We start from the raw sequence: 23,729 nt of genomic DNA, 5'->3' as shown, positions 1-23,729 counted from the left end.
GAAACGTTCATCTTATGTATCGCGATCATCCAAGCGACCGCATGGCCTGCGGCCAGATCCCCTGCTTGCCAGGCGAGAGAATTCCGTTCGGGTCGAGCACATCCTTCAGGCGGTGGTGGAGGTCCCACAGGGCTCCGTCGTTGTGCTTATAGGTCTTGGCGATCTGATCCATGAAGGCGAGATGGGTGCGATATTCGCCGAAGCCGGCCTCGGCGGCCTCGTCGACGAGTTTGCCGAACAGGTCGTAGGCGCTCCTGCGCATCGGCTCGTCGGCGCGATCGTACATGATCATCAGAATATGATGCATGTCGCGCCAGCCGACGAGAAACTCGCCTATGTAATCGAAGCCGTAGTCGTGGCAGCGTTTCTTGATCAGGTTGTATTGACTGAGGGCTTCGCCCCCGTCGGGCGCCGAGATGGGCGAGAAGTTGATGTGTCCACCACCTCCAATCCAGTTCATGATGCTGAACTCGGTCATGTTGGGCTCCCCGCGCATGAGCCGGACCCGGTAGTCCCACGCCGGATCGTTCGTGCGGTCAAGGTACAGCTTTGCGCCGGGAATGCTCATCAGAGCCTCCTCGACGAGCTTCCAGTTGTTCTCGATTATCGGTGGAGGTCCATAGAGCGCGGCGTAGAAGTTCCACATTCCGAGATCGTGGTCGGCGGCGATCTTCGCGCGGATCGAGTCTGGTAGCGGTCCCTTGCCGTCGAAATAATGGCGTCGCGTCGTCTTCGCAGACACTTCCCACAAGAGATCGACCGCAACCGCCGCGTTGGGTATGATCGAGTTCACCTTGAGTGGACGCACTGCATCGAAAATTGCCGCAAGATCTTCCTCTCGCTGATAGGTAATCATGAAAGGCTTGTATCCCGGCGGCTCCGGCATCAGCCAGATTCCCATCTTCGTTACGATGCCGAAGTTGGATTGAGTAAACATGCCGTCGAAATGCGGTCCAGCAGCATGCTTGGTCGACTGCCAGTGTTTCGATCCCTCGATCGCGCCTTGGCCGGTCCGAACGATCTGGCCGTCGGCAAGGATCACTTCCATCCCGCATTGCATGATGAAGTGGTCGCCATAGGGCGTGTATCCCGCGCCATGTTCCAAGGCGTTGCCCATCACCCCGCCCCACCCCGGCGCGGCGGGGTCGATCCATAACTTGCTGCCGATTTCGCGCAGGTGACGGTAGAGCTGGAAATACGTCACGCCCGGCTCAACCAGCGCGTAGCCATACTTCTCGTTGACTTCGAGAATCCGGTTCATGCGCTTGAGGTCGAACATCACGTAGCCCGACTTACGCGGAGCCGGGCCGCCGTAAGCGAAGTTGCGTCCGTTGCCGAAGGTCCAGATCGGCAGCTTGTAAGCATTGAAAATTTTGAGAGCCTGCTGAATTTCTTCAAGGCTCGCAGGCGCGACAGCTGCTGACGGCAGCATTTCTCCATCGGCGAGGGGCGAATAGGCGTCGCGATAAGTCGATAGCGGCAGATCGTCGACGAAAATCCATTCTTTGCCGATGGCGCCGCCGAGTTCGTCGAGCGCTTTCTGGAAAGTCCGGGCGTCAACCCCTTCAGGCAAGCGCGTGCTCACGACTGGTTCTCTCTCATCTCGATAACCCATGACACCAGCGTGCCGGGGCTGCTCGCCGGCAATCCACAGAAACCGGAGCGGCACTTTGCCATCGACTCGCTCTCCTGGAAGTCGAGCTTGTCCCGAACGTGATGGGCCAATGCAGTGGGCCAACCGTGATTCGCCCGTCTCAACAAGGTTGGCGCTCCTGCGGTGATGTGACTCCATGCCCGGCCGTCATAGTGGTGCGTCCATTGCAGAAGCGGGCGGCCCCCGCGTTCGACCAGCAACTGCGCCGCGATCATTGCCGCTGGATCTGAGGTCAGCCCGGCGAACCGGCAACCGAAGTCCTCGAGCCGGTAAAGGAGCCCGTTGAGCGAGCGGTCGATGCGGATGACTCGCGCGGCATGGCCGGCAGTGACAAATGCCTCGGCGAACTGCCGGCTTTCGGGAACTGCGCTTTCTTCGACGACGATGGTCGCGGGTGCGTACGCCGAGGCTGATGTCCCGCGCAGGCTTGCACCGGCCGCTGCCAAGCCAACCGCACCCCCGCTCATCGCCGTGCGACGTGTGACGTTCACGGTCATCTCAAGTTCCTTCCAAATGCGCCGGCGTGTTGACCAGGCTGGCGGTCTCTTTACTCAGCCCTTTCCAGCGTTTCTCCGCGTGCACGTGGATGCCGAATAGGTCGAGAACCCGCATGCAGCTGTGTTCCACGACATCTTCGAGCGAGGCCGGCCGGGAGTAAAAGGCCGGTACGGGCGGGAAGATGATCGCGCCCATTTCGGTGCACGCGACCATGTTACGCAAGTGAGCAAGGTGAAGCGGCGTTTCACGGGTGATCATGACCAGCCGCCGGCGCTCCTTCAGCATCACGTCCGCCGCTCTTGAAATCAGGTTGTCCGACAGGGCGAGCGCAACCGTTCCGAGCGTCCGCATCGAGCATGGCGCAACGATCATCCCCTCGCACAGAAAAGAACCGCTCGCGATGCTGGCTCCGATGTTCCGCACGTTGTGGACCACGTCGGCAAGCGCTTCGAGGGCACCCTTTCCTTGCGGCAATTCCTCGCGAATATTGAGAACTGCGGCAGGAGACATAATCAAATGGGTTTCCCATTCGTCCATTGCCCGCAGGATTTCGAGCAGGCGAAATCCATAGATCGCGCCGGTCGCGCCAGTCATGGCCACGATCATGCGTTTGCGTTCGCGACGGTTTGTCTTGTCGTTCGGCATGACCAGAGCCTTCCCGGCTGGCAGGCGACGAAGCGGCATCGTCGCTTCGTCGCCTCCGCCGGTCAGAAGCGGGCCTCCAGGCTGATTCCGACCTTGCGCGGCTGCTCGTAGAATCCATCGGTGCTGAGGGCACCGGGCCGGATGGTCTGGAGCACCTTTTCGTTAGTCAGATTGGTGACCCACAAGCCGATCTTGAACCGCTCGCTTTCCGGCGTCCAACTGACAGATGCATTGGTGAGCGTATAAGCCGGTTGCGAGAAGATGTTCGCGAAGTCGTAGTAAACCCGCGAGCTCCACGACAGATTGCCCGCGAATGTAATACGGCCATTGCCGACGTCACGACCCCAGTCGATGCCGACATTTCCTGACCATTCGGGTGCGCGGGTCATAACTTTGTTCGACGCATCGAAAGTCACCACGTTGTTGCCGCCGTCGGCGCGCGGGAAGAAGCCCTGGGCATTTGGGAAGTCTTGATACCGCGCATGGGTGTAGGCAACCGCACTGCGTAACGTCAGGTCCGCGATTGGACGGACGAAGACTTCCAGTTCGCCGCCATAGATCTCCGCGTTTGCGGCATTCTGCAGAATATAGCTTGGTCCGATAGCGTCCTTCGACTGAAGCTGCAGATCCTTGTAGTCATAATAGTAAATCGATAGGTTCGTCCGCAGCCAGTCAAAAGGATCGGACTTGATGCCAAACTCCGCGGCATTGATGTTCTCAGGGTTCACCGGGGTCGCGCTGGCAGCGGCCATGTTGAATACACCGCTCTTGAACGCGGTACTGTAGTTTGCGTAGACGCTGGTTTTGTCGGTGATCTCGTAGCGGACGCCCAGTTTGTAGTTGAATTTATTGAACGTCTTCTCGGCGTCGTTCACGACGACGTTGCCGTTGATCCGCTGCGTGAAGTTGCGCTTTTCGGTGGTGTAGCGGGCGCCGGCGGTGAAGAACAGGCCGGGGACCAACTCATAGGTTCCTTCCGCGAAGCCCGCGAATGAGCGGCCTTCAAGCTCGGGTTCCAGCGTGGGACCAGCAAGAGGAAGAGTGGGATTTGCGGCAGTCCACGGCTGGAGGAAGGAATTCCCTCCGAACTGATAGAAGTAGCCGCCGACGAGCCACTGGAATGGACCCGGATTAGCCGAATTCAGCTTAATCTCCTGGCTGATGGATTCGACGTTGAACTCTGCCAGGAAATTACCGAGCTGGATGTTCGAGGCGTCGGAATCGGTGTCCTGATCCCAGCGCAGGAGCATGTATCCGGTCGTCGTATCCAGCGCGATTGACCCGAGATCGAGCCGTGTGTGCAGCGCCGCCGAGTAGCGCTTTAGGTCGAGAGTCGGCTCCTTCGTGAGCGAAGCCTGCCAGGCGTCTGTTGGAAGGATGACGCCGGCGAACCTGCGGCCTGCCGTATTGCCATCAAGCGGCTGAGGAGAGTTCGTGGTGCTCTTTTGATCGAAATACTCTCCGGTCAAGATAATGTCGAAGGTGTCACTCGCTCTGAAGAGAACCTTGCTGCGGAGATCGATGACCCGCTGGTCGCCCAAGTCACCTCCCCGCACCAAATCGGTAATGTACCCGTCATTCTTGCGGTAGAGGCCGGCGAAATCAGCTGCGACCGAACCACTTAAAGGACCTGTGACATAAACACGGGCATCGTAATCTCCCGCATCATTCCGCATCCGTCCCAGACGCGCCGCCGCTTTACCCCGGAAATTGAAGCTGGGGTCGGGCGTAATTACATTGATCAGACCGCCGGTTGCGTTTCGGCCGAATGTGGTGCCTTGCGGTCCGCGCAGGACCTCGACGCGCTCGACCTCGACCAGGTCGATCCAGTTCGCAGCAGATTCGGGTTGATAGACGCCGTCCACATAAGTCGCGATATTGGGTTCGTCGCCAATCGAGATGCCCGTCGAACCGACGCCGCGGACGACCGGCTGGAACACCCCCATGTTGCGGCTGCCTACGAAACCGGGCACTACCTGCGTCAGAGTCCTGACCGTGGAGACATCGGCAGAGGCTAACGCGTCGCCGGTGACCGCGGTCACCGCCACCGGCACGTCCTGCAGCCGTGCCTCGCGGCGCGTGGCCGTGACGACAATGTCGCCGATGCCGGTGTCGGTCTGAGCGTCCTCTTGAGGCGTCGCCTCCGCGGACGCGGGTTGTTCGGCCGCGTCTTGCGCGTACGCGGCCGGGGTGACGAAGACCGTGCTGGCCATGAGCAGCGTCGTCAAACGACCGCCTGGCTGTCTTTTCGTTGTCATCGCGATCATCTCCCTGATACAGAAGTTTATTTGCTCATTAGGTACTCATCAAGAAATTCGACCCTGTCGTTTCCCCAAAACACTTCATCATCCACAAACATCATTGGCGCTCCGAACACTCCGCGCTGAATCGCCTGGACCCGTACTTTGCGATATTCATTTTGGCCCAGCGGTGATTCCACGAACGCGATCGCGGCATCGGCGTCGAGCCCGCACTCGTGGGCGCAGGCGTGCAACTCCTGGCGGTCGCGCGGGTCGATCCCCGTCCCCCAGATCCGGCGAAAGGCGCGGGTTACGTAGGCTTCGGCCTTGCTGTGCTGGCGGGCGAAGAGAACTGCGCAATTCCAGTGCGCGCAGTCAAAGCTTGCCGGGAAAACCAGAGGTACCCCGTAACGCCTGGCCCACCGCTCGAGATCGGCCTTCATAACCTTGATCTTGGGAACGATCTCTCGGTTGGACGGTCCGTAATTGCCAGCGGCGATCTTGGCCTCGGGAATATCGATCGGCCAGTACGTGACATCCCGGCCGTGGCGGCGGGCGACATCGGGTATCTTCAACTGCGCAAGGTAGCTGAAGGGGCTGATGAAATCGAAATAGAAGTCGATTGCAAGAGTCATGGCGCAGCGAGGTCGAAGCCGACCATCTCGCGATAGTTGTCCCAGAAGCCGACGATCGCTCCCTCGGTGACAAGATGATCTGCGTCCTCGGCGAGGCCGCCGCCCATGGCGATATAGGACCCGGCCTGGGTCTCGCCTACAATGGCATTCTGTACGATCTCGACCGCTTCGCCATCTTCCATCGAAATAAGGCCGGCTGGGCCGATCAAGTTGGCCTGCTTCAGGCGGATAGCCCGCATGTCCGCATCGTCGTCCCGATAGCCGAAATGCGTCCAGACAAGCTCGAACTCGTCGCAACCTCTGGTGACGGTCTGGCGTACCGCGAGCGTATTCTGGATCTGTTGGAGTACAAGATTGGGGAAAACGGCCAGGATGACCAGTGTGATGCCGTCGTCGAATTCCTGCCGCCCCTTCAGGAGAGACATGTCCTGGAGCTTGAACTCGGTATCGAATGTCCGTGCGTCGCCGTAGGCCTTCTTGTCGGCGTCGTCATCGTTGCTGGCGGCAATGGAATAGAGCAGCGAGTGCCGCTTGCTCGCATCCATCACCGACCGTCCTGTCTGGGTTGACCGGTACAGTCCGAAGGTGTTGTGAAACAGGTGCAAGAGACTGGCGTGGTACGGATCTCGCGTGTTCTCCGCGTATAGCTTCCAATTGCCGCGGATGCGCTGCCGCTGGTCGCCAAGCACCTCGATAGGCTTCGCCATGATCCGCTCGATGTGTTCGACCACGATAGGGCCGAGAAAGGCTGCGCAGTGTTCGACCGAGTCCGAAAAGCTCGCGAAAACCAGCCCGTGGACGGTTTCGACGCGCAACTTGCGCAGATTGTGCTGCTTCATGTCGAAATCACCGGGCATTCCGCCCTGGCCTTTGAGACCGCGGCGGAACGGCACGCCGACTAGATTGCCTTTGAGATCGTAGGCCCATTGGTGGTACACGCATTCCAGATTGGCGCGATTACCCCGCATCTCGCGGCAGACCAGGGCGCCGCGATGGGCGCAGCGATTGACAACGGCGTGGACCGAGCCATCCGCATCGCGGGTCAGGATCACGGGCGTTTCCCCGACGAAAGTCGATTTGAAGTCGCCAGGCTCAGGGATTTCGGCTTCTAGCCCGACAAACGACCAGCACTCGCCCTTGAAGATGTTCTCCTGCTCGCGCTCATAGTGGGCGGGATCGGTGAACACTCTGTAAGGTACGCGACAAGCGGTCGACGTCTTCTGTGCGTCCTTTACCTCTTGATCCCGGATATTTGCGTGCATCTTCCTGCTTTCCAGAAACGGGCTAGATCGGGCGGACCATCATGGTCTCGATGAGGTGCGTGTCGAAGACTGCGGTCTTCGAGCGAAAACGGGGTCCGTCGCCAGTGAGGCTGATATCGTCGAGATACTTGCCGGCGTTGTAGATGACCGTCTGACCATCGTTGCGCGTCATGAGAACGACGTAGTTGGTCCGCGCGCTGACTACGCCGTCGCGCTCGGCCACAACTCTGGTCGGCCCCAGGATATGGCGATAGCTGTGGGCAGGAAAGATGTTCGCTTTGCGCAGCGACACGATCCGATCGACGAGCATGCCGCGGGTGTCACAGAACACTGCAGCGAGGGTCATGCCACGGTTATGATTTTCAGCGGATATCACTCTGTAGTGGCACTGCTCTTCGAACAGGTTTGGCCATTCTTCGAGGCGATCGTCATCGATCAATTCAGCAGCCAGAGCATTCAGGTTTGCGGCGGCGTGCTGCCATTGAATGCGCTCAAGAGTCGCCAACACCGTCACTCCGCCGCTCCCGGCTTGTCTATGCAGACCCAGCCATCCTCGATCGCCACTGGGTAAGTGCGGATCGCCACCTGGCAGGGAAACGCCTTTGGGGCCCCCGACCTGATGTCGAACGAACCGCCGTGGAACGGGCATTCGATGATGTCGCCGTCCTGATAACCGTCGGTGAGCATGGCATTTCCGTGCGTGCAGGTGTTATCGGTGACGAAGATGTCACCGTTCACGTTGTAGACGGCGAGCGCCGGCATCTGTTCGATGAAGACCCCCACAGGCTCCCCCTCTTCGACGCTATCCACTTCACAAAGACGCAGCTTGTCGGGCATTTGCTTCATGCATTCCTTGATGGGGTTCTTTCAGTGCCGGGCTCAGAGAAGCGGAATGTCCATCCCGTAGCCCGCCGCCTCGTTGCCGTGGCCAAAGATATCACGCGTGTAGTATTCCTGCTGCGAAGGTGCGGCTCGCGCTCCCCAGCCGAACTCCCACAGCCATCCCGAAGGATTGGCGCAGTAAAACGTCAGGGCTTGATCGTTGGCATGTTTGCCTAGCTGCAGGGCCACATCGATCTTGCGCTGCCGGACGATGTCATGCGCCATCCCGAGATCATCTAGGTCGGTGTACTCGAACATCATGTGATTGATGCGCTTGTCCATCGGGCCGAGCCCGAACGCTACGGAGTGTTGCCGTCCGTTGCAGTGCATGAAATAGGGCTGGGCCACCATGCCGTTGGGCAGTTCGAGATGGTACTCGACCGATCCTCGCAAGCCAAGCAAACCGTAGAAGCGCGCCGCGGCCTCGACATCGTCCTGCCGGAGGATGCAATGACCGATGCCTTGCGACGCGGTGACGAAGCGACCATACATCGGACGTCCTGGGTGAAACGGCTTGTGCGTATCGACCTGCGGGCCGTAGAACACCTCGGTCGCATTGCCACCGGGATCGGTTAGCTTGAGCAGCCCCAAGACCCGGCGCTCCTTGGCCTCCGCCTCGCTCCCGACAGAGAACGATACACCGGCCTCGCTCAAGCGCGCCTGTATCCCGTCGAACTCGACGGGACCGGCGACCCGCCATCCCAAATAGGCGAGGTCATCGCCACCATCACCGTGAAGTACGATCCGATGATGCCACTGGTCCATTCGCAGATAGACCCGGTCGTCCTCGCCATCGTCGAAGACTTCCATTCCGGCGACCTCGGAGGCGTATGACCGCCACGCGTCGAGATCCGATACCGAAAGACCCAGATAGCCCAGTTCGGTGACTGCCGACATGATCTTAGCTCTCCCATCTGCGCCCTGTCGGCGTGAAATATAGTTTTGCATCCAGCCGGGCACTGCGCACGAATCGTGTGAGGCGCCGGCGGAGCAGGCATTAACATGCCGTTTTGCATTGTGCAACACGTTGCACGAACCAGCATATTGCTGTAGCGCTGTATCCGCTCGATGCTCGCGCGCGATTCGCGTGCAGCGCGAAAACCCGAAACGAGAAGCGGGAGAGGACCGATGGAAGTCGCCGAGAAGATCGGAGGTAGGATCGCTGACCTACAGGGCTTGAAGGGACGCATGCGCGCCTGGCTCAGCAAGGATGAGGAGCGCGGCATCTTCAAGATGGACCGTGCAGCCTTCACCGAGGCAGCTCTGTTTGATCTCGAGATGAAATACATATTCGAGAAGAACTGGGTGTTTCTCGCGCACGAAAGCCAGATCGCGAAACCGAACGACTTCATCACCACCCGCATCGGTCGGGTCCCCGTGCTCGTTACCCGCGACAAGGCAGGAACCGTGCGCGGTTTCATCAACGCATGTTCACACCGCGGCGCCAGGGTGTGCCGCGAGCGAGCCGGCAACAAGCGCAATCATATGTGCCCTTTTCATGGCTGGACGTTCTCACCCAGCGGCGATCTGCTCGATGTGACCGACGAAAGCCTCGGCGGCTATTCGCCCGCATTCAACCGGGCAGATTACGGGCTCACGCCGCTCGCCCGCCTGGAGAGCTATCGCGGCTTTCTGTTCGGGAGCCTGTCCGCCGAGGTCCTGTCGCTGGAAGATCACCTCGCCGGGGCGAAAGACTTTATCGACCTAATGGTCGACCAATCAAAAAGCGGCGAGTTGGAGGTGCTGCCCGGCACCAACCGCTATCGCTACCACGGCAACTGGAAGATGCAGGTTGAGAACGGGCTCGACGGGTATCACGTCATGACCACTCACGCGAACTACTTCATGACCGTTCAGCGCCGCGTCGAGGGCGTGTCCAAAAACGATACCAAGGCTATCAGCTTTGAGGGGTTCACCGCGCGCGATGGCGGCTCGTTTTCATTCCACAATGGCCACACGGTCCTGTGGGCGGACTACGCCAATTTCATGGATCGCCCAAATTTCGAAATTCTCGACTGGCTCGAGGATTCCTATGGCGGGGAAAAAGCCAAGTGGATGAACAAGCGTATCCGCAATCTGCAGTTGTTTCCTAACGTCTTCCTAATGGACCAAACAAGCACCCAAATCCGTATCATCCAACCCATCGCCGTCGACGAAACCGAAGTCAGCACCGTGTGCATTGCGCCGGTCGGCGAGAGCACCGAGGCACGGACGCTGCGCATTCGGCAATATGAAGATTTCTTCAATTCGAGCGGCATGGCCACCCCCGACGACCTGACCGAGTTCAATAACTGCCAGCTCGGTTACGCGGCCGGCGACGGGCGGTTCAACGAAATGTCGCGCGGTTCCACCCGCTGGGACACAGGCCCGGGTCAGTTCGGTGAGCCACTCAATCTCAAAGTGGTAATGAGCAGCCCCGCGGTTGCCGATGAGGGCCTCTACGTTGCAATCCACGAAGAGTGGGTCAGGGCCATGGAAAGCGCGATCGACAGCGAATGCGCGGAGCTATCGGAACAGCGCGACCGGATCCTGGAGCCCGCTCGATGACGGCATTCCATTCTCGCTGGCTGGCGGTGTCGCGATTTCTCGGTCGGGAAGCGATGGCGCTGGATGACAAGGACTGGGATGCCTGGCTGGCGCTGTATCACGAGGACGCGGAATACTGGGTGCCCGCGTGGGACGATCACGAGCGTCCGACGGCGGACCCGCAGAGCGAAGTCTCGCTTATCTATTATCCCAATCGTGGCGGACTTGAGGACCGGGTCTTCCGCATCCGAACTCGGCGCTCCGCCGCAAGTACGCCGGCACCCCGCACCGTGCATTTGTTCAGCCTGCTATCGGCCGAGGAAGGTGAGAACCTCGTTCAAGCCCGGACATCTTGGAACACGACCTCCGTACTTGAGGGCACCGTGTCAACGCTGAGCGGATGGGCTTACTACGATCTCGAGCCCAAGGACGATACGTTCGTCATCCGGCGCAAGAAGACCGTCGTGGCGACTGACCTATTTCGCGAGATCGCCGATGTCTACAGCCTCTGACCCTGCGACCGAAAGAATGGCGCGACCCGTAGTGGGCACGATGGTCGGCGACCCGGCCGGCATCGGACCCGAGGTTACCGTCAAGGCGCTGGCCTCGGGACGCGTGCATGAGACTTCCGTCCCCGTTCTGCTGGGATCGGCAGCAGCGATCGAGCGGGCCATGGGGTTTACCAATACCAAGGCGCGTCTGCGGGTCATGCGCCGGTTCGAGCCCCCCAGCGACGATCCCAGCGTGATCGACGTGATCGATACCGGCGCACTGCCGGACGGCTTTCTTCCGCTCGGCGAAGATACCGAACTCTCGGGACACGCTACCGCGCAATGGCTTGATGAACTCGACGGGCTTGCCCGCGATGGACTTTTCGCCGCTACGGTAATGGGACCCATCAGCACGGTTTCCCTGAAGATGGCGGGCAAGCTCGGCAAGGTCATCAGCCCGACCCCCGGGGAGAGTTATCTGGTGCTCCTCACGGGTCCTTTGCGCGTAGCCCATCTCACTGACCATATGTCGCTACGCGAGGTTATCGACGTAATTTCCGCGGATCTCGTAGCCACCGCTATCGGGCAGTTGAACACGGCCATGCAGTCGTGGGGCATCGCCCGGCCTCGGATCGCGGTCGCCGGCCTCAATCCCCATGCCGTTGGCCCCGAGGACCGCGACAAGATTGCCCCAGGGGTTGCCGCCGCGCAGGGCAAGGGCATCGACGTTGAAGGTCCGATCGCCCCTGATTCCGTGTTCCGTCAGTGCATCGAAGGCCGTTATGACATGGTGCTCGCTATGTTCCACGACCAGGGCCACATCGCGGTGAAAACCTGGGGCTTCTCGGGCAATAGCGTCATCATGATGGGGCCTCCGTACCTGCACATGTCGGTTGCCCATGGCACCGCCTACGATATTGTCGGGACTGGCACGGCCGACGCCGCCATGATGCTCAGCGCGATGCGTACCTGCGGTCAACTGGCGTCCGGTCAGGGCTTCGTCCAGGCGTAAAGGATGAGCAGGCGTGAACGCGCATACGCCACCGATCGTGCTATGGCCGAAGCGAGCAATGTGGTGCTTCGCGCGCGCTATCATGGCGAAAGCCGGGTCTACCACGAGGACAATTTGGGTCGTGTCAGGCTGTACGATCTCGAGCGGCGCTTCGTAAGCCGCACCTGCATTTATGACACGCTGTGTATCGCAACACTGCTCGACGCCGATCTGATCTTGGGCCACCCATCAGACAACCACCAGGAGCAACTCGATGAAACTTTTCTACGCCCCCGGCGCATGTTCGCTCGCGCCGCACATCGCGCTCAAGGAGATCGGCGCCGACTTCGGCGCGGTGAAGGTCGATCTTGCGACCCGGACCGCCGAGTCCGGCGAGGATTTCCGCAAGGTCAATTCCTCCGGCAAGGTTCCGGCGCTTACTCTCGATAGTGGTGAAAACCTGACCGAAAACCCGGCGATCCTGATGTACATCGCCGACCTGAGACCCGAAAACCAGTTGGCGCCGCCGGATGGCAGCCTGGAGCGGTACCAGCTGCTCAGTCGGCTGAGCTACCTCGGCTCCGAATTCCACAAGACGTTCGTGCCGCTTTTCAACCCCGGCTCGAGCGACGAGGCGAAGGCGGCCGCGACCGAAGCGGTCAAGAATCATCTCGCCGCGCTAGACGCGGAACTGACCGGAAGGGACACCTATTGTGGCGAAGGTTACAGTGTCGCGGACATATATCTGTTCGTGATGCTCGGCTGGCCGGCGCACGTGGGCATCGACATGAGCGGCTATCCCGGCCTTGATGCGTACTGCGCGAAGATCGCGCAGCGCCCGGCGGTTGGTGCGGCACTCAAGGCGGAGGGGCTGATCTGAACCGGACACGCGACCGACTAGGATGTAGATGCGGCCCTCCGCCATTCTGCATTTGCAAACGCGTTTCAAATGGTGCAATGCTTCGGGAATGCCTTCCGAGGGTCGCAGGAATCATCGGGGGGTCTTGAAATGTTCGGATGAGGTAGCATGGCGAGTACTTTAGCGGATGCGGACCGCCCTGAAGTCGGCAGCTCGCTGACCGTCGATGGGAGCACGGTCAATTACCATGACATGGGGGACGGACCACCTGTGCTGCTTGTGCACGGATCAGGACCTGGCGTCACCGCGTGGGCCAATTGGCGCCTCAACATGCCCGAGCTCGCCAGGGAGTTCAGGGTTATCGCGCCCGACATGTTCGGTTTCGGCTATTCTGACAGCAAAGGTCGAATCGACAACAAGCAGGTTTGGGTCGACCAGCTGGCTGGCTTTCTCGACGCGCTGGGCCTCCAGAAGGTCTCGATGGTAGGCAACTCCTTCGGTGGCGGCGTCACCTTGGCTTTCATGATCGCACACCCGGACCGGGTCGACCGAGCGGTCTTGATGGGTCCCGCTGGGCTCAATTTTCCGCTTACCCCCGCACTGCAGGAGGTTTGGGGGTACCAGCCCTCCCGAGACGCCATGGCCGAAATGCTCAAGTACTTGGCCTGGGATCATAGTCGGCTGACCGATGATCTGATCCAGTCGCGCTACGAGGCAAGTATCCGGCCCGGGGCGCACGAACCCTATCAGGCCACCTTCGGCGGGCCTGACCGCCAAGCCAACATCGCTATGCTGGCAAGCCGCGAGGACGACATCGCCGCGCTGCAACACGATACGCTGATCTTGCACGGAAAGTCCGACCAGGTGATCCCAGTAGACGCAGCCGTGCGCCTCGCGACACTGTTGCCCCGCGCCGACCTGCATCTCTTCGCGGAATGCGGCCACTGGGTGCAGATCGAGCGGCTGGCGAGCTTCAACCGAATGGTGTCGGAGTTTTTCAAGAACGGCCTTAAGGCCTGATCGGAGAGGGTAAGTGTCATGGCGTTAACTGGCGTTCTTCGTCCCGGCTACGTCCAACTGCGAGTGCTCGACCTGGAGGAGGCCATCCCGCACTATCGCGACCGGATGGGGCTCAACTTGGTCGCCCGCGATGGCGACCGCGCATTCTTTCAGGCGTTCGATGAGTTCGACCGGCACAGCGTCATCCTGCGCGAGGCCGACCAAGCCGGCATGGATGTCATGGGCTTCAAGGTGCGCACCGACGGTGACCTTGATCATTTCGCAGAACGCCTTCTCGACATGGGCGTGCACGTCGATGTGGTTCCTGCAGGCGAGGATCCCGGCGTCGGTCGCAAAATTCGGTTCAAAACACCGACGCAGCATACCTTCGAGCTTTATGCCGAAATGGCGTTATCGGAGAATTGCCCGGCGACAAGGAACCCCGATGTCTGGCTGGCCGAGCCACGCGGAATGCGCGCCACGCGGTTCGACCATTGCGCGCTCAACGGCGTGGATATCGCGGGGTCGGCCAGAATATTCGTCGAGGCGCTCGACTTCTCGGTGGCCGAAGAACTCATCGACGAATCCAGCGGAACACGCTTGGGGATTTTCCTGAGCTGCAGCAACAAGGCGCACGATGTTGCTTTCCTCGCCTATCCCGAGGACGGCCGGATCCACCATGCCTCGTTCTATCTCGAGTCTTGGCACGATGTCGGCCATGCCGCGGATATCATCAGCCGGTACGATATTTCGCTCGACATCGGCCCTACCCGCCATGGGATCACCCGCGGACAGACTATCTATTTCTTCGATCCCGCTGGCAATCGCAATGAAACATTCAGCGGCGGGTACTTCTATTATCCCGACCACCCGCAGCGCATGTGGCAGGCGGAGAGCGCGGGGAAGGCGATTTTCTACTACGAAAAGGCGCTCAACGACCGTTTCATGACAGTGACAACCTGACCGTGGAGTCCGTTGCGACCATTCGAACCATCGGTCCACGACCGGCGATGGACGCCGTGCTCGCGGCCGTTGGCAAAGGTGGCGAAATCGCTGGTCCGGTCGCCGCGGCGGTAGTCGGCGCGGGCGGGGAGCTCGTGGCCTTTCTCCGAGCGAACGGTTCGCCCGGTCCGTCGGCCAAGATAGCGCAGGACAAGGCTTACAGCGCTGCCAGCTTCCGGGTTTCCACCACCGCGCTGTACCAGATGGTGTCGGGCAACCGCGCGTTGCGCGATGGCATCTCGGCCCAGCCCGGCGTCGTTCTCTTCGGAGGAGGGCTGCCAATCGAGATTGATGGCGAGATCGTTGGCGCCATTGGGGTGTCCGGCGCGTCCGAGGAGCAGGATATCGAGTGCGCCGGCGCCGGCCTTGCCGCTATCGGCGCGAGGCCGTTTCCCTAAGCCCTCTAAGCAATCCATGGTCACCGAAATACAGATGACACCAGCCGCACCTCGCCCCGTTTCCGACAGCGTTCTTAACTTCGTCGCCGGCACCTTCCGTGAGGGTAGCGAGGGCAAGACGTTCACCAACCTCGATCCCGCTACTGGAAGGCAGATCGGATTGGTTCACGAAGCCAGCAAAGCCGATGTTGCCGACGCTGTTGCCGCCGCCAAAGCCGCACTGCGCGGCCCGTGGGGCCGCATGACGACGGCGGAGCGGGTCAGGCTGATTACCGCTGTCGCGACGGAGATCGAATTGCGCGCTGCCGATTTCCTTGATGCGGAAGTGGCCGACACCGGCAAGCCGCGACACCTCGCCGCGCACATTGACATCCCCCGCGGAGCCGCAAATTTCCGTATGTTCGCCGATGTCGTCGCGACCATGCCCGGCGAGGCCTTCAACACCCCGACGCCCGATGGAGGCCAGGCACTCAACTACACTGTGCGCAAGCCCAAGGGCGTGGTCGCGGTGATTTGCCCGTGGAACTTCCCACTGCTGCTGATGACCTGGAAAGTAGGCCCTGCACTGGCGTGCGGCAACACCGTCGTGGTCAAGCCGTCCGAGGAGACCCCGCGCACTGCGGCACTACTCGGTGAAGTCATGAACGCGGTCGGGATGCCGGAGGGCGTCTACAACGTCGTGCACGGGTTCGGCCCCGGTTCGGCGGGGGAGTTCCTGACCTCGCATCCCGACGTTGATGCGATCACTTTCACTGGCGAAACCGGAACCGGCCAGGCGATAATGCAGAAAGCCGCGGTCGGGGTTCGCGACATTTCCTTCGAGCTCGGTGGCAAGAACCCGGCAATTGTCTTCGCCGATGCCGATCTCGACAAGGCGATTGAGGGCCTTTCTCGCTCGGTATTTCTCAATACCGGCCAAGTCTGCCTCGGGACCGAGCGGGTTTATGTAGAGCGCCCGATCTTCGACGATTTCGTCGCGCGGATGAAGGAATCGGCCGAAAGCTTCAAGCCCGGGGCGACCGACAATCACGCCTATCTCGGTCCACTAATCAGCGCCGAGCACCGCGACAAGGTTCTGGGATACTACCGCCGTGCTGTCGAAGAGGGGGCAACCGTTGTCACGGGAGGCGGGGCGCCGGTTGTCAATGATGAGGAAGCCGGCGGCTTTTACGTCGAGCCGACACTGTGGACGGGCCTGGCGCATACCGACACCGTGATGCGCGAGGAAATTTTCGGTCCATGTTGTGGGATCGTTCCGTTCGACACCGAAGACGAGGTTGTCGCGCTCGCCAACGATACTCCGTACGGCCTGTGCGCATCGGTCTGGACCGAGAACCTGTCACGCGGCCATCGGGTCGCTACGGCGATGGACGTGGGGGTATGCTGGGTCAATTCCTGGTTTCTGCGTGATCTACGAACTGCGTTCGGCGGGTCAGGACATTCGGGAATCGGCCGCGAGGGCGGGGTCCACAGTCTCGAGTTCTACACTGAAGTCACCAATATCTGCGTGAAGCTCTAACCGCTATGTCAGAATCAACCGAAGTCGACCCGAAGACAATTGGCGAGGCGGCCCGCGCGCTGCGTGGCGCCGCCGCGAGCGGCCAGCCGGTGGCGCCGCTACGCGACCGTATTTCTGCCGGCGGGGTCGATGCCGCCTATGCGGTTCAGGAAGCCAACACCAAGCACTATTTGGCCAATGGACGTCGCTTGGTCGGCCGCAAAATTGGCCTGACCTCGCTTGCCGTACAACGCCAGCTCGGCGTCGACCAGCCTGACTATGGCATGCTGTTCGCCGACATGGACGTGCCCGAGGGCATCCCGGTTTCGCTCGATCAAGTCATCCAGCCTAAGGTCGAGGCCGAGATCGCGATCGTCGTCGGCCGCGATCTGCCGCATCCCGATCTGACCACCGCGGAAATGATCCGCGCCGTGGAATACGTGGTTCCCGCGATCGAGATCGTCGACAGCCGCGTCGCCAACTGGGACATCAAGATCTGGGACACGATAGCCGACAACGCCTCGAGCGGGCTGTTCGTGCTTGGCGCAGTGCCGCGCAAGCTCGACGGCCTCGACCTCAGGACCTGCGGCATGGTTATGGAGATCAAGGGCCAGCCGATCTCGGTCGGCGCAGGTATCGCCTGCCTGGGCAGTCCGATCACCGCGTCGCTGTGGCTGGCGCGGGTGATGGCCAAAGCGGGTCGGCCGTTGCTTGAAGGCGACGTAATCCTGTCCGGTGCGCTCGGCCCGATGGCGGGCGTGGCGCGCGGCGACGTGGTCGAGGCGCGGATCAACGGCATCGGCACGGTTCGCGCGGCCTTTGCCGCCGAAGCCGGCTGAAGTATTGAAGGGGAGATTGGTCACGTGGCCAAGATGAAGTGCGCGATAATCGGTTCCGGCAACATCGGGACCGATCTTATGATCAAGCTGCTCAAGGGGTCGGACGCGCTCGAACTAACAGCGGTCGTGGGCATCGACCGCGCGTCCGAGGGCCTCGCCATGGCGCGCGAGCGCGGCGTGGCGACGACTCACGAGGGGATCGACGGACTCCGTAAGATGCCCGAATATGCCGACATCGGCATCGCGTTCGACGCTACCTCGGCTTACGCGCACAAGGCGCACGACGAGGCGTTGCGACGCGACGGCAAGCTTGTGGTCGACCTGACTCCGGCGGCGCTCGGCCCGTTCACTGTGCCGCCAGTCAACGCCGCGGTCGATCCGGCGGTGCGCAACGTCAACATGGTAACTTGCGGCGGCCAGGCGACGATCCCGATCGTCGCGGCGGTGTCACGGGTGACGCCGGTCCATTACGCCGAGATCGTTGCGTCTGTATCGTCGCGCTCGGCCGGACCGGGAACGCGCGCCAACATCGACGAATTCACGCGGACGACAGCCAAAGCGATCGAGCAGGTTGGCGGGGCCGCGCGGGGCCGCGCGATCATTATCCTCAATCCCGCCGAACCGCCGATGATTATGCGCGACACGATCTTCACCCTGACTGACATGGTCGATGAGGACAACGTCTGCGCCTCGATCGAGGAAATGATCGCCACGGTGCAGTCGTACGTTCCCGGCTACCGGCTGAAGCAGGAGGTGCAATTCGAGCGCTTCGGTTCGAACCGCCCGCTCAAGATACCGGGCTACGGCGAGTTCGAGGGCCTCAAGACCAGCGTGTTTCTCGAGGTCGAGGGCGCCGGCGACTATTTGCCCAAGTATTCGGGCAACCTCGACATCATGACCGCTGCGGCCAAGGCGGCCGGCGAAGGGCTGGCCAGGATGCAGATGGAAAGGGTCGCGGCGTGACCTTCAATCCCGACACTGACCAGTTATACATCCAGGACGTCACCCTGCGCGACGGGATGCACGCGATCCTCCACATGTACGGCACCGACAGCGTCCGCACGATCGCCAAGGCGCTCGACGACGCAGGCGTCGATGCCATCGAGGTCTCGCACGGCGACGGCCTAAACGGTACCTCGTTCAACTATGGGTTCGGCGCGCACACCGACTGGGAGTGGATCGAGGCCGCGGCGGACGCGATCGAAAACGCGGTACTGACTACGTTGCTGGTGCCTGGAATCGGCACGGTCGAGGAACTGCGGCGCGCATATGCGATGGGCGTGCGTTCGGTGCGGGTCGCGACCCACTGCACCGAAGCCGACGTGGCCGAGCAGCACATCGGCATCGCCCGTGATCTCGGCATGGACGTGTCAGGCTTCCTGATGATGAGCCACATGATCGAGCCCGAGGCGCTCGCACAGCAGGCATTGCTGATGGAAGGCTACGGCGCGCACTGCGTCTACGTAACGGACAGCGGCGGCGCGCTCGACATGGACGGCGTGCGGGCCCGGCTCGATGCCTACGACCGCGTGCTCAAACCCGAAACCCAACGCGGGATGCACGCCCACCACAATCTCTCGCTCGGTGTCGCCAATTCGATCGTCGCCGCGCAGGCCGGGGCGGTGCGGATCGACGCAAGCCTGGCGGGAATGGGCGCGGGCGCGGGCAACGCGCCGCTCGAGGTGTTCATCGCCGCCGCCAACCGCAAAGGCTGGAAGCATGGTTGCGACGTGATGGCGCTGATGGATGCGGCAGACGACATCATCCGGCCCTTGCAGGACCGTCCGGTGCGCGTCGATCGTGAGACGCTGAGTCTGGGTTACGCGGGTGTCTATTCGAGCTTTCTGCGCCATGCCGAAAAGGCGGCGCAGCAGTACGGCCTCGATACCCGCGAAATCCTCGTCGAACTCGGCAACCGGCGGATGGTCGGCGGGCAGGAAGACATGATCGTCGACGTCGCGCTCGACCTGGTCAAGGAACGGGCGCACTGACATGGATCGGCTCGCACACTATGCGGAAAAGCTCGACGCCGCGGCACTTAAGGCCACCGCGACACCGCAAATAACCTCGGTGGATTCCGCGTTCACCGTTGCCGAAGCTTACGAGGTGCAGAAGCTCTCGGTTGCGCGACGGCTCGCTCGGGGCGAACGGCGGCTTGGTGTCAAGATGGGCCTGACCAGTCGCGCCAAGATGCTGCAGGTCGGCGTCGATGAGGTCGCTTGGGGAAGGCTCACCGACGCTATGCTGGTCGAGGAAGGCGCGGCTTTGTCGCGCGCGAAATACGTTCATCCTAGGGTCGAGCCGGAGGTGGCCTTCCTGATGAAGGCCCCGCTTTCGGGCCGGGTTACCGCCGCGGCGGCGCTGGCCGCAGTCGAGGCGATCGCTCCGGCGATGGAGATCATCGACAGCCGATACGAGAACTTCAAGTTCGCGCTGGAAGACGTCGTCGCCGACAACACCTCGTCGTCCGGCCTCGTTATCGGGCCGTGGCACGATCCGCGGATAGACTTTTCCAACCTTGGCGTAATCCTCGAAATCGACGGCGAGGTCGTCCAGGTCGGATCGACCGCGGCCATTCTCGGTCACCCTCTGCGTTCGCTGGTCGCGGCCGCTCGGCTCGTAGCCGAGGCAGGCGAGGAGATCGAGGCGGGCGCGATCGTGATGGCCGGCGGAATTACAGCGGCGCCCGACCTCGCTCCTGGCCAGACGGTCCGGACGACGATCCAGGACATGGGTTCAGTAATGTTTCGGGTGGAGGCCTGACATGCCGATCATCGAGGTAAGCCTCGTAGAAGGACGCGCGCCAGATGCGAAGGAGCGGTTGATCCAGGCGCTGACGGACGCCGCGATCGAGGCGATCGGCGCCCCGCGCGAGACCGTGCGCGTAATCCTCCGTGAGCTCCCGCCTGCACATTACGCGGTCGGTGGGCAGAGTTTCGCGGCAAAGGCCGCAGCTCGGGCGGGCGGCGGTTAGGCGATGTCTGCCGCAGTTCACCGAATTCGGATTGTCGGGGGAAGTGAGTTTACCTGTCCCGCCGACGAACGGGTGCTGATCGCGATGGAGAAGTGCGGCTCCGACGACATCGGGGTCGGCTGCCGCGGCGGGGGGTGCGGCTTTTGCCGGGTACGGGTCACCGATGGGCCTTACCGCACGGGCAAGATGAGCGCGGTCAAGGTGACGCTCGCCGACCAGGAGGCAGGGTTCGTGCTTGCCTGCCGGCTCTATCCTGACGGAGACCTGACGATCGAACTCGAATGACATGCTGAGAGGAGTGCAGAGATGGCTACGCAACTAAAGTCGGCCGAATCCGAATACGGCATCAAGGCGGAATACGGACACTTTATCGGAGGCGAGTGGGTCTCTGGCGACAGCGGCAAGACCATTGACTTGGTCAACCCCTCCAATGGCCGCGTCCTGACCAAGATTCAAGCCGGCAATGGCAAAGACATCGAGCGTGCGGTGGCAGCGGCCAAGGCCGCATTCCCCAAATGGTCGCAATCGCTGCCAAACGAGCGCCAGGACATCCTGATCGAGATTGCCCGGCGGCTGAAAGCCCGCCATTCCCACTATGCCACGCTCGAGACGCTCAATAACGGCAAGCCGATGCGCGAGTCGATGTATTTCGACATGCCCCAGGCGATCGGCCAGTTCGAACTTTTCGCCGGCGCCGCCTACGGCATTCACGGCCATACACTTGATTATCCCGATGCCATCGGCATCGTTCATCGCGAGCCGCTCGGAGTCTGCGCGCAGATCATCCCGTGGAACGTTCCCATGCTGATGATGGCGTGTAAGATCGCGCCGGCGCTCGCCTCGGGCAACACAGTCGTGCTTAAGCCCGCAGAGACCGTGTGCCTCTCCGTCATCGAGTTCTTCGTGGAGATGGCCGACCTCTTGCCCCCCGGCGTAGTCAACGTGGTCACCGGGTACGGTGCCGACGTCGGCGAAGCGCTTGTCACCCATCCCGATGTGGTCAAGGTCGCTTTCACCGGCTCGGTCGCCACGGCGCGGCGGATTATGCAGTATGCCTCGGAAAACATCATTCCTCAGACGCTCGAGCTCGGCGGTAAGTCGGCGCATATCGTCTGCGGCGATGCCGATATCGATGCCGCGGTCGAGAGCGCGACGATGTCGACGGTGCTCAACAAGGGAGAGGTGTGCCTCGCCGGTTCGCGGCTGTTCCTCCACGAGTCTATCCAGGACGAATTCCTGGCCAAGTTCAAAGCCGCGCTCGAAGGCATTCGTCAGGGTGACCCGCTCGACATGGCGACCCAGCTCGGGGCTCAAGCCTCGCAGGTGCAAATGGATAAGGTCGAGAGCTATTTGCGCCTTGCGACTGAAGAGGGTGCGGATGTCCTTACTGGAGGTACGCGATCGGACAGCGCAGATCTCGCCTCGGGTCACTTCGTCAAGCCGACGATCTTTACTAACGTGAAGAACACCATGCGGATTGCGCAGGAGGAAATCTTCGGTCCTGTCACCAGCGTAATCAGTTGGACCGACGAGGACGATATGATGGTCCAGGCCAATACGACCACTTACGGCCTCGCCGGCGGCGTATGGACCAGGGATATCGCCCGCGCCCATCGCATCGCCCGCAAGCTCGAGACGGGCACCGTTTGGATCAACCGCTATTATAACCTCAAGCCGAACATGCCGCTTGGCGGATACAAGCAAAGCGGGTTCGGGCGTGAGTTCAGTCACGAGGTACTCAACCACTACACGCATACGAAGTCGGTGATCTTGAATCTACAGGAAGGACGTCTCGGCATGTTCGACCAGTAGCCGCGATCGCGGTCAATGCAGGCGCGAAGGGCGTGCGGTGCTTTGCACAGGCACGCTGATGCCGGCGGAGGCTCCGACAGGCAACCGAGTCAAGGTCGATCCACCTCCTGCTTCAGCAATTTCGGGACGAACGACACTCACAGACCACAGCGTGAAGTACTCGGCCTCTCCACCCGGAGGACTGACGGGGGCGCCCGCTACGTCGGGCGTCCCTTTTTTTATTCACATATGCGTGCCCTCAATGAGGCGCGAGGCTTGGCGAAACATGGCGACGGGAGGTGATCAGTGCAGTCTATCGTGGTGGTGGGAGCGAACCTCGCGGGCGGCCGAGCCGTCGAAGCGCTGAGGACGGGCGGGTTCGATGGCCAGATCACTCTGATCGGTGAGGAACCCTGGCGGCCTTACGAGCGGCCGCCGCTGTCCAAGGAGATGCTCTGGGACCCCGCCAACGTGCCGGACAATTTTTTCCTGCACGACGAGAACTGGTACGCGGACAATCGAATCGATCTGCGACTGGGCGCTCGCGCCGAGGCGATCGAGCCGGGGCACGGCGCGCGATTAAGTGGCGGCGAACTCATCAAGGGCGACCGAATCCTACTCGCCACCGGGGGGGCCGCGCGCAAGCTCAACATGGAAGGTGCCGATGCCCGCAACGTGCATTATCTGCGGACCCGCGATGACGCGGCGCGAATGGCTTCTGATCTCACCCATGGAGCGCGGGTCGTCATTGTCGGCATGGGCGTCATCGGGGCAGAGATCGCCGCCAGCGCGATCAGGCTCGGCTGCATAGTAACCGCGGTCGAACCGCTCGCCGCGCCGATGATCCGCGCGCTCGGCCCGCAGTTCGGCCACTGGCTGGGCGAGGAGCACCGTCGGCGCGGCGTTGACACACGATTCAGTCGCGGGGTCACCGCGATGCGGCGGGAAGGCGATCGCGTGACGGCCGTCGAGTTGGACGACGGTTCATTGATCGCATGCGATGCAGTGATCGTCGGCATCGGCATCGTCCCGGAAACCAGCTTGGCAAGGGATGCCGGATTGACGACCAACAGCGGGATCCTTGTCGACAGGCACTGCCGGACAAGTGATCCGCATATTTTCGCGGCCGGCGACGTCGCGGAGCAGGAAAGCTTCTTCGGCGGGCATATCCGTCAGGAAACCTACCAGAACGCGGCTGAACAAGGGCAGGCCGCTGCAATGGCGATATTGGGTCGGGAAGTCGAATACTGCAAACCCGTATGGTATTGGAGTGACCAGTTTGATATCAACATCCAGTTCTGCGGCCATATCCCGGTCGGCGCTCAGGTCACCGTGCGCGGCGACATCGAAAGCAACGCCTTTTGCGCGTTCTTCCAAGCCGGCGACACCATCGAGGGCGTTCTGGCGGTAAACCGCACCGCAGAGATGGGGGTGGGCAAGCGGCTGGTCGAGCGGCGCGTCACCGCCTCCGCCGCCGCGCTTGCCGACCCCGATGCCTCGTTGCGGGACATGTTGAAGTCGGCCCGCTGAACTTACTTTTGGATT

25 protein-coding genes are annotated in these 23,729 nt (G+C 61.5%); 16 read left to right on the top strand and 9 right to left on the bottom strand.

From position 1 onward, the window contains the following. Window positions 1–25: 25 nt before the first annotated feature. From ACWPMX_RS11575 to bphC, 9 genes are all read right to left on the bottom strand, one after another. Window positions 26–1,615 (bottom strand): FAD-binding protein, encoded by a 1,590-nt coding sequence (locus ACWPMX_RS11575; RefSeq protein ID WP_455700776.1) that lies wholly within the window; start codon window positions 1,613–1,615, stop codon window positions 26–28. After that, window positions 1,582–2,151, bottom strand: coding sequence for a hypothetical protein (locus tag ACWPMX_RS11570; protein WP_455700152.1), 570 nt, complete (start codon window positions 2,149–2,151; stop codon window positions 1,582–1,584). Before ACWPMX_RS11570 ends, ACWPMX_RS11575 begins: the two co-directional genes overlap by 34 nt. Window position 2,152: 1 nt before the next feature. Next, entirely contained in the window at window positions 2,153–2,797 is a 645-nt protein-coding gene (locus tag ACWPMX_RS11565) for a UbiX family flavin prenyltransferase (RefSeq protein WP_455700151.1), read from the bottom strand. Window positions 2,798–2,859: 62 nt separating this feature from the next. Then, window positions 2,860–5,064, bottom strand: a complete 2,205-nt coding sequence (locus ACWPMX_RS11560) for a TonB-dependent receptor (RefSeq protein WP_455700150.1) — start codon at window positions 5,062–5,064, stop codon at window positions 2,860–2,862. A gap of 17 nt (window positions 5,065–5,081) precedes the next feature. Then, window positions 5,082–5,672 carry a 2-hydroxychromene-2-carboxylate isomerase gene (locus ACWPMX_RS11555; protein ID WP_455700149.1) on the bottom strand — a complete coding sequence of 197 codons (591 nt, stop codon included), beginning with the start codon at window positions 5,670–5,672 and terminating at the stop codon, window positions 5,082–5,084. Further along, window positions 5,669–6,934 (bottom strand): aromatic ring-hydroxylating dioxygenase subunit alpha, encoded by a 1,266-nt coding sequence (locus ACWPMX_RS11550; protein WP_455700148.1) that lies wholly within the window; start codon window positions 6,932–6,934, stop codon window positions 5,669–5,671. The genes ACWPMX_RS11555 and ACWPMX_RS11550 overlap by 4 nt, the downstream gene beginning before the upstream one ends. A gap of 22 nt (window positions 6,935–6,956) precedes the next feature. Continuing rightward, window positions 6,957–7,448: an aromatic-ring-hydroxylating dioxygenase subunit beta gene (locus ACWPMX_RS11545; protein WP_455700147.1), complete on the bottom strand. Its 492-nt coding sequence runs from the start codon at window positions 7,446–7,448 to the stop codon at window positions 6,957–6,959. Continuing rightward, the gene (locus tag ACWPMX_RS11540) at window positions 7,445–7,771 is read right to left on the bottom strand and encodes a non-heme iron oxygenase ferredoxin subunit (RefSeq protein ID WP_455700146.1); all 327 of its coding nucleotides are present in this window, start codon (window positions 7,769–7,771) and stop codon (window positions 7,445–7,447) included. Before ACWPMX_RS11540 ends, ACWPMX_RS11545 begins: the two co-directional genes overlap by 4 nt. A gap of 42 nt (window positions 7,772–7,813) precedes the next feature. Then, window positions 7,814–8,713, bottom strand: coding sequence for a biphenyl-2,3-diol 1,2-dioxygenase (gene bphC, locus ACWPMX_RS11535; RefSeq protein ID WP_455700145.1), 900 nt, complete (start codon window positions 8,711–8,713; stop codon window positions 7,814–7,816). A gap of 231 nt (window positions 8,714–8,944) precedes the next feature. On the opposite strand from bphC, the gene ACWPMX_RS11530 reads away from it, so the two are divergent. The 16 genes from ACWPMX_RS11530 (at window position 8,945) to ACWPMX_RS11455 (ending at window position 23,714) form a co-directional block, all read left to right on the top strand. After that, window positions 8,945–10,363 carry a Rieske 2Fe-2S domain-containing protein gene (locus ACWPMX_RS11530; protein ID WP_455700144.1) on the top strand — a complete coding sequence of 473 codons (1,419 nt, stop codon included), beginning with the start codon at window positions 8,945–8,947 and terminating at the stop codon, window positions 10,361–10,363. Further along, window positions 10,360–10,854, top strand: a complete 495-nt coding sequence (locus ACWPMX_RS11525; RefSeq protein WP_455700143.1) for an aromatic-ring-hydroxylating dioxygenase subunit beta — start codon at window positions 10,360–10,362, stop codon at window positions 10,852–10,854. Before ACWPMX_RS11530 ends, ACWPMX_RS11525 begins: the two co-directional genes overlap by 4 nt. A 40-nt stretch (window positions 10,855–10,894) precedes the next feature. Next, a complete protein-coding gene (locus ACWPMX_RS11520) occupies window positions 10,895–11,845 on the top strand; it encodes a PdxA family dehydrogenase (RefSeq protein ID WP_455700775.1) in 951 nt (316 codons plus the stop codon). 253 nt (window positions 11,846–12,098) lie between these two features. After that, window positions 12,099–12,704, top strand: a complete 606-nt coding sequence (gene gstA, locus ACWPMX_RS11515) for a glutathione transferase GstA (RefSeq protein WP_455700142.1) — start codon at window positions 12,099–12,101, stop codon at window positions 12,702–12,704. Between the two features lie 147 nt (window positions 12,705–12,851). After that, complete coding sequence (locus tag ACWPMX_RS11510; protein WP_455700141.1) at window positions 12,852–13,703, top strand: alpha/beta fold hydrolase; 852 nt, start codon at window positions 12,852–12,854, stop codon at window positions 13,701–13,703. Window positions 13,704–13,721: 18 nt separating this feature from the next. Next, entirely contained in the window at window positions 13,722–14,645 is a 924-nt protein-coding gene (locus ACWPMX_RS11505) for a catechol 2,3-dioxygenase (RefSeq protein ID WP_455700140.1), read from the top strand. 47 nt (window positions 14,646–14,692) lie between these two features. Further along, window positions 14,693–15,082: a GlcG/HbpS family heme-binding protein gene (locus tag ACWPMX_RS11500; RefSeq protein WP_455700139.1), complete on the top strand. Its 390-nt coding sequence runs from the start codon at window positions 14,693–14,695 to the stop codon at window positions 15,080–15,082. Window positions 15,083–15,116: 34 nt separating this feature from the next. Next, on the top strand, window positions 15,117–16,601 hold the full coding sequence (locus ACWPMX_RS11495; protein ID WP_455700138.1) for a 2-hydroxymuconic semialdehyde dehydrogenase: 1,485 nt from the start codon (window positions 15,117–15,119) through the stop codon (window positions 16,599–16,601). Window positions 16,602–16,606: 5 nt separating this feature from the next. Further along, a complete protein-coding gene (locus ACWPMX_RS11490) occupies window positions 16,607–17,419 on the top strand; it encodes a 2-keto-4-pentenoate hydratase (RefSeq protein WP_455700137.1) in 813 nt (270 codons plus the stop codon). A gap of 24 nt (window positions 17,420–17,443) precedes the next feature. Then, window positions 17,444–18,382, top strand: coding sequence for an acetaldehyde dehydrogenase (acetylating) (locus ACWPMX_RS11485; RefSeq protein ID WP_455700136.1), 939 nt, complete (start codon window positions 17,444–17,446; stop codon window positions 18,380–18,382). After that, the gene (gene dmpG, locus ACWPMX_RS11480; protein WP_455700135.1) at window positions 18,379–19,410 is read left to right on the top strand and encodes a 4-hydroxy-2-oxovalerate aldolase; all 1,032 of its coding nucleotides are present in this window, start codon (window positions 18,379–18,381) and stop codon (window positions 19,408–19,410) included. Before ACWPMX_RS11485 ends, dmpG begins: the two co-directional genes overlap by 4 nt. Window position 19,411: 1 nt before the next feature. Beyond that, window positions 19,412–20,182: a 2-keto-4-pentenoate hydratase gene (locus tag ACWPMX_RS11475; protein WP_455700134.1), complete on the top strand. Its 771-nt coding sequence runs from the start codon at window positions 19,412–19,414 to the stop codon at window positions 20,180–20,182. 1 nt (window position 20,183) lies between these two features. After that, window positions 20,184–20,393: a 2-hydroxymuconate tautomerase gene (locus ACWPMX_RS11470; protein WP_455700133.1), complete on the top strand. Its 210-nt coding sequence runs from the start codon at window positions 20,184–20,186 to the stop codon at window positions 20,391–20,393. A 3-nt stretch (window positions 20,394–20,396) separates the two neighbouring features. Continuing rightward, on the top strand, window positions 20,397–20,678 hold the full coding sequence (locus tag ACWPMX_RS11465) for a 2Fe-2S iron-sulfur cluster-binding protein (protein ID WP_455700132.1): 282 nt from the start codon (window positions 20,397–20,399) through the stop codon (window positions 20,676–20,678). 21 nt (window positions 20,679–20,699) lie between these two features. Continuing rightward, a complete protein-coding gene (locus tag ACWPMX_RS11460; RefSeq protein WP_455700131.1) occupies window positions 20,700–22,205 on the top strand; it encodes an aldehyde dehydrogenase family protein in 1,506 nt (501 codons plus the stop codon). A 285-nt stretch (window positions 22,206–22,490) separates the two neighbouring features. Beyond that, on the top strand, window positions 22,491–23,714 hold the full coding sequence (locus ACWPMX_RS11455; protein ID WP_455700130.1) for an NAD(P)/FAD-dependent oxidoreductase: 1,224 nt from the start codon (window positions 22,491–22,493) through the stop codon (window positions 23,712–23,714). The last annotated feature ends 15 nt before the right edge of the window (window positions 23,715–23,729 follow it).

This window comes from Tsuneonella sp. HG094 (assembly GCF_053819285.1).
This window is presented reverse-complemented; position numbering and strand designations above follow the sequence as displayed.

Excerpts from the sequence above, each read along its gene's own strand:
- ACWPMX_RS11575 (WP_455700776.1), bottom strand. The coding sequence starts at position 1,615 with ATGGGTTATCGAGATGAGAGAGAACCAGTCGTGAGCACGCGCTTGCCT.
- ACWPMX_RS11570 (WP_455700152.1), bottom strand. The coding sequence starts at position 2,151 with ATGACCGTGAACGTCACACGTCGCACGGCGATGAGCGGGGGTGCGGTT.
- ACWPMX_RS11565 (WP_455700151.1), bottom strand. The coding sequence starts at position 2,797 with ATGCCGAACGACAAGACAAACCGTCGCGAACGCAAACGCATGATCGTG.
- ACWPMX_RS11560 (WP_455700150.1), bottom strand. The coding sequence starts at position 5,064 with ATGATCGCGATGACAACGAAAAGACAGCCAGGCGGTCGTTTGACGACG.
- ACWPMX_RS11555 (WP_455700149.1), bottom strand. The coding sequence starts at position 5,672 with ATGACTCTTGCAATCGACTTCTATTTCGATTTCATCAGCCCCTTCAGC.
- ACWPMX_RS11550 (WP_455700148.1), bottom strand. The coding sequence starts at position 6,934 with ATGCACGCAAATATCCGGGATCAAGAGGTAAAGGACGCACAGAAGACG.
- ACWPMX_RS11540 (WP_455700146.1), bottom strand. The coding sequence starts at position 7,771 with ATGCCCGACAAGCTGCGTCTTTGTGAAGTGGATAGCGTCGAAGAGGGG.
- bphC (WP_455700145.1), bottom strand. The coding sequence starts at position 8,713 with ATGTCGGCAGTCACCGAACTGGGCTATCTGGGTCTTTCGGTATCGGAT.
- ACWPMX_RS11530 (WP_455700144.1), top strand. The coding sequence starts at position 8,945 with ATGGAAGTCGCCGAGAAGATCGGAGGTAGGATCGCTGACCTACAGGGC.
- ACWPMX_RS11525 (WP_455700143.1), top strand. The coding sequence starts at position 10,360 with ATGACGGCATTCCATTCTCGCTGGCTGGCGGTGTCGCGATTTCTCGGT.
- ACWPMX_RS11520 (WP_455700775.1), top strand. The coding sequence starts at position 10,895 with ATGGTCGGCGACCCGGCCGGCATCGGACCCGAGGTTACCGTCAAGGCG.
- gstA (WP_455700142.1), top strand. The coding sequence starts at position 12,099 with ATGAAACTTTTCTACGCCCCCGGCGCATGTTCGCTCGCGCCGCACATC.
- ACWPMX_RS11510 (WP_455700141.1), top strand. The coding sequence starts at position 12,852 with ATGGCGAGTACTTTAGCGGATGCGGACCGCCCTGAAGTCGGCAGCTCG.
- ACWPMX_RS11505 (WP_455700140.1), top strand. The coding sequence starts at position 13,722 with ATGGCGTTAACTGGCGTTCTTCGTCCCGGCTACGTCCAACTGCGAGTG.
- ACWPMX_RS11500 (WP_455700139.1), top strand. The coding sequence starts at position 14,693 with ATGGACGCCGTGCTCGCGGCCGTTGGCAAAGGTGGCGAAATCGCTGGT.
- ACWPMX_RS11495 (WP_455700138.1), top strand. The coding sequence starts at position 15,117 with ATGACACCAGCCGCACCTCGCCCCGTTTCCGACAGCGTTCTTAACTTC.
- ACWPMX_RS11490 (WP_455700137.1), top strand. The coding sequence starts at position 16,607 with ATGTCAGAATCAACCGAAGTCGACCCGAAGACAATTGGCGAGGCGGCC.
- ACWPMX_RS11475 (WP_455700134.1), top strand. The coding sequence starts at position 19,412 with ATGGATCGGCTCGCACACTATGCGGAAAAGCTCGACGCCGCGGCACTT.
- ACWPMX_RS11470 (WP_455700133.1), top strand. The coding sequence starts at position 20,184 with ATGCCGATCATCGAGGTAAGCCTCGTAGAAGGACGCGCGCCAGATGCG.
- ACWPMX_RS11465 (WP_455700132.1), top strand. The coding sequence starts at position 20,397 with ATGTCTGCCGCAGTTCACCGAATTCGGATTGTCGGGGGAAGTGAGTTT.
- ACWPMX_RS11460 (WP_455700131.1), top strand. The coding sequence starts at position 20,700 with ATGGCTACGCAACTAAAGTCGGCCGAATCCGAATACGGCATCAAGGCG.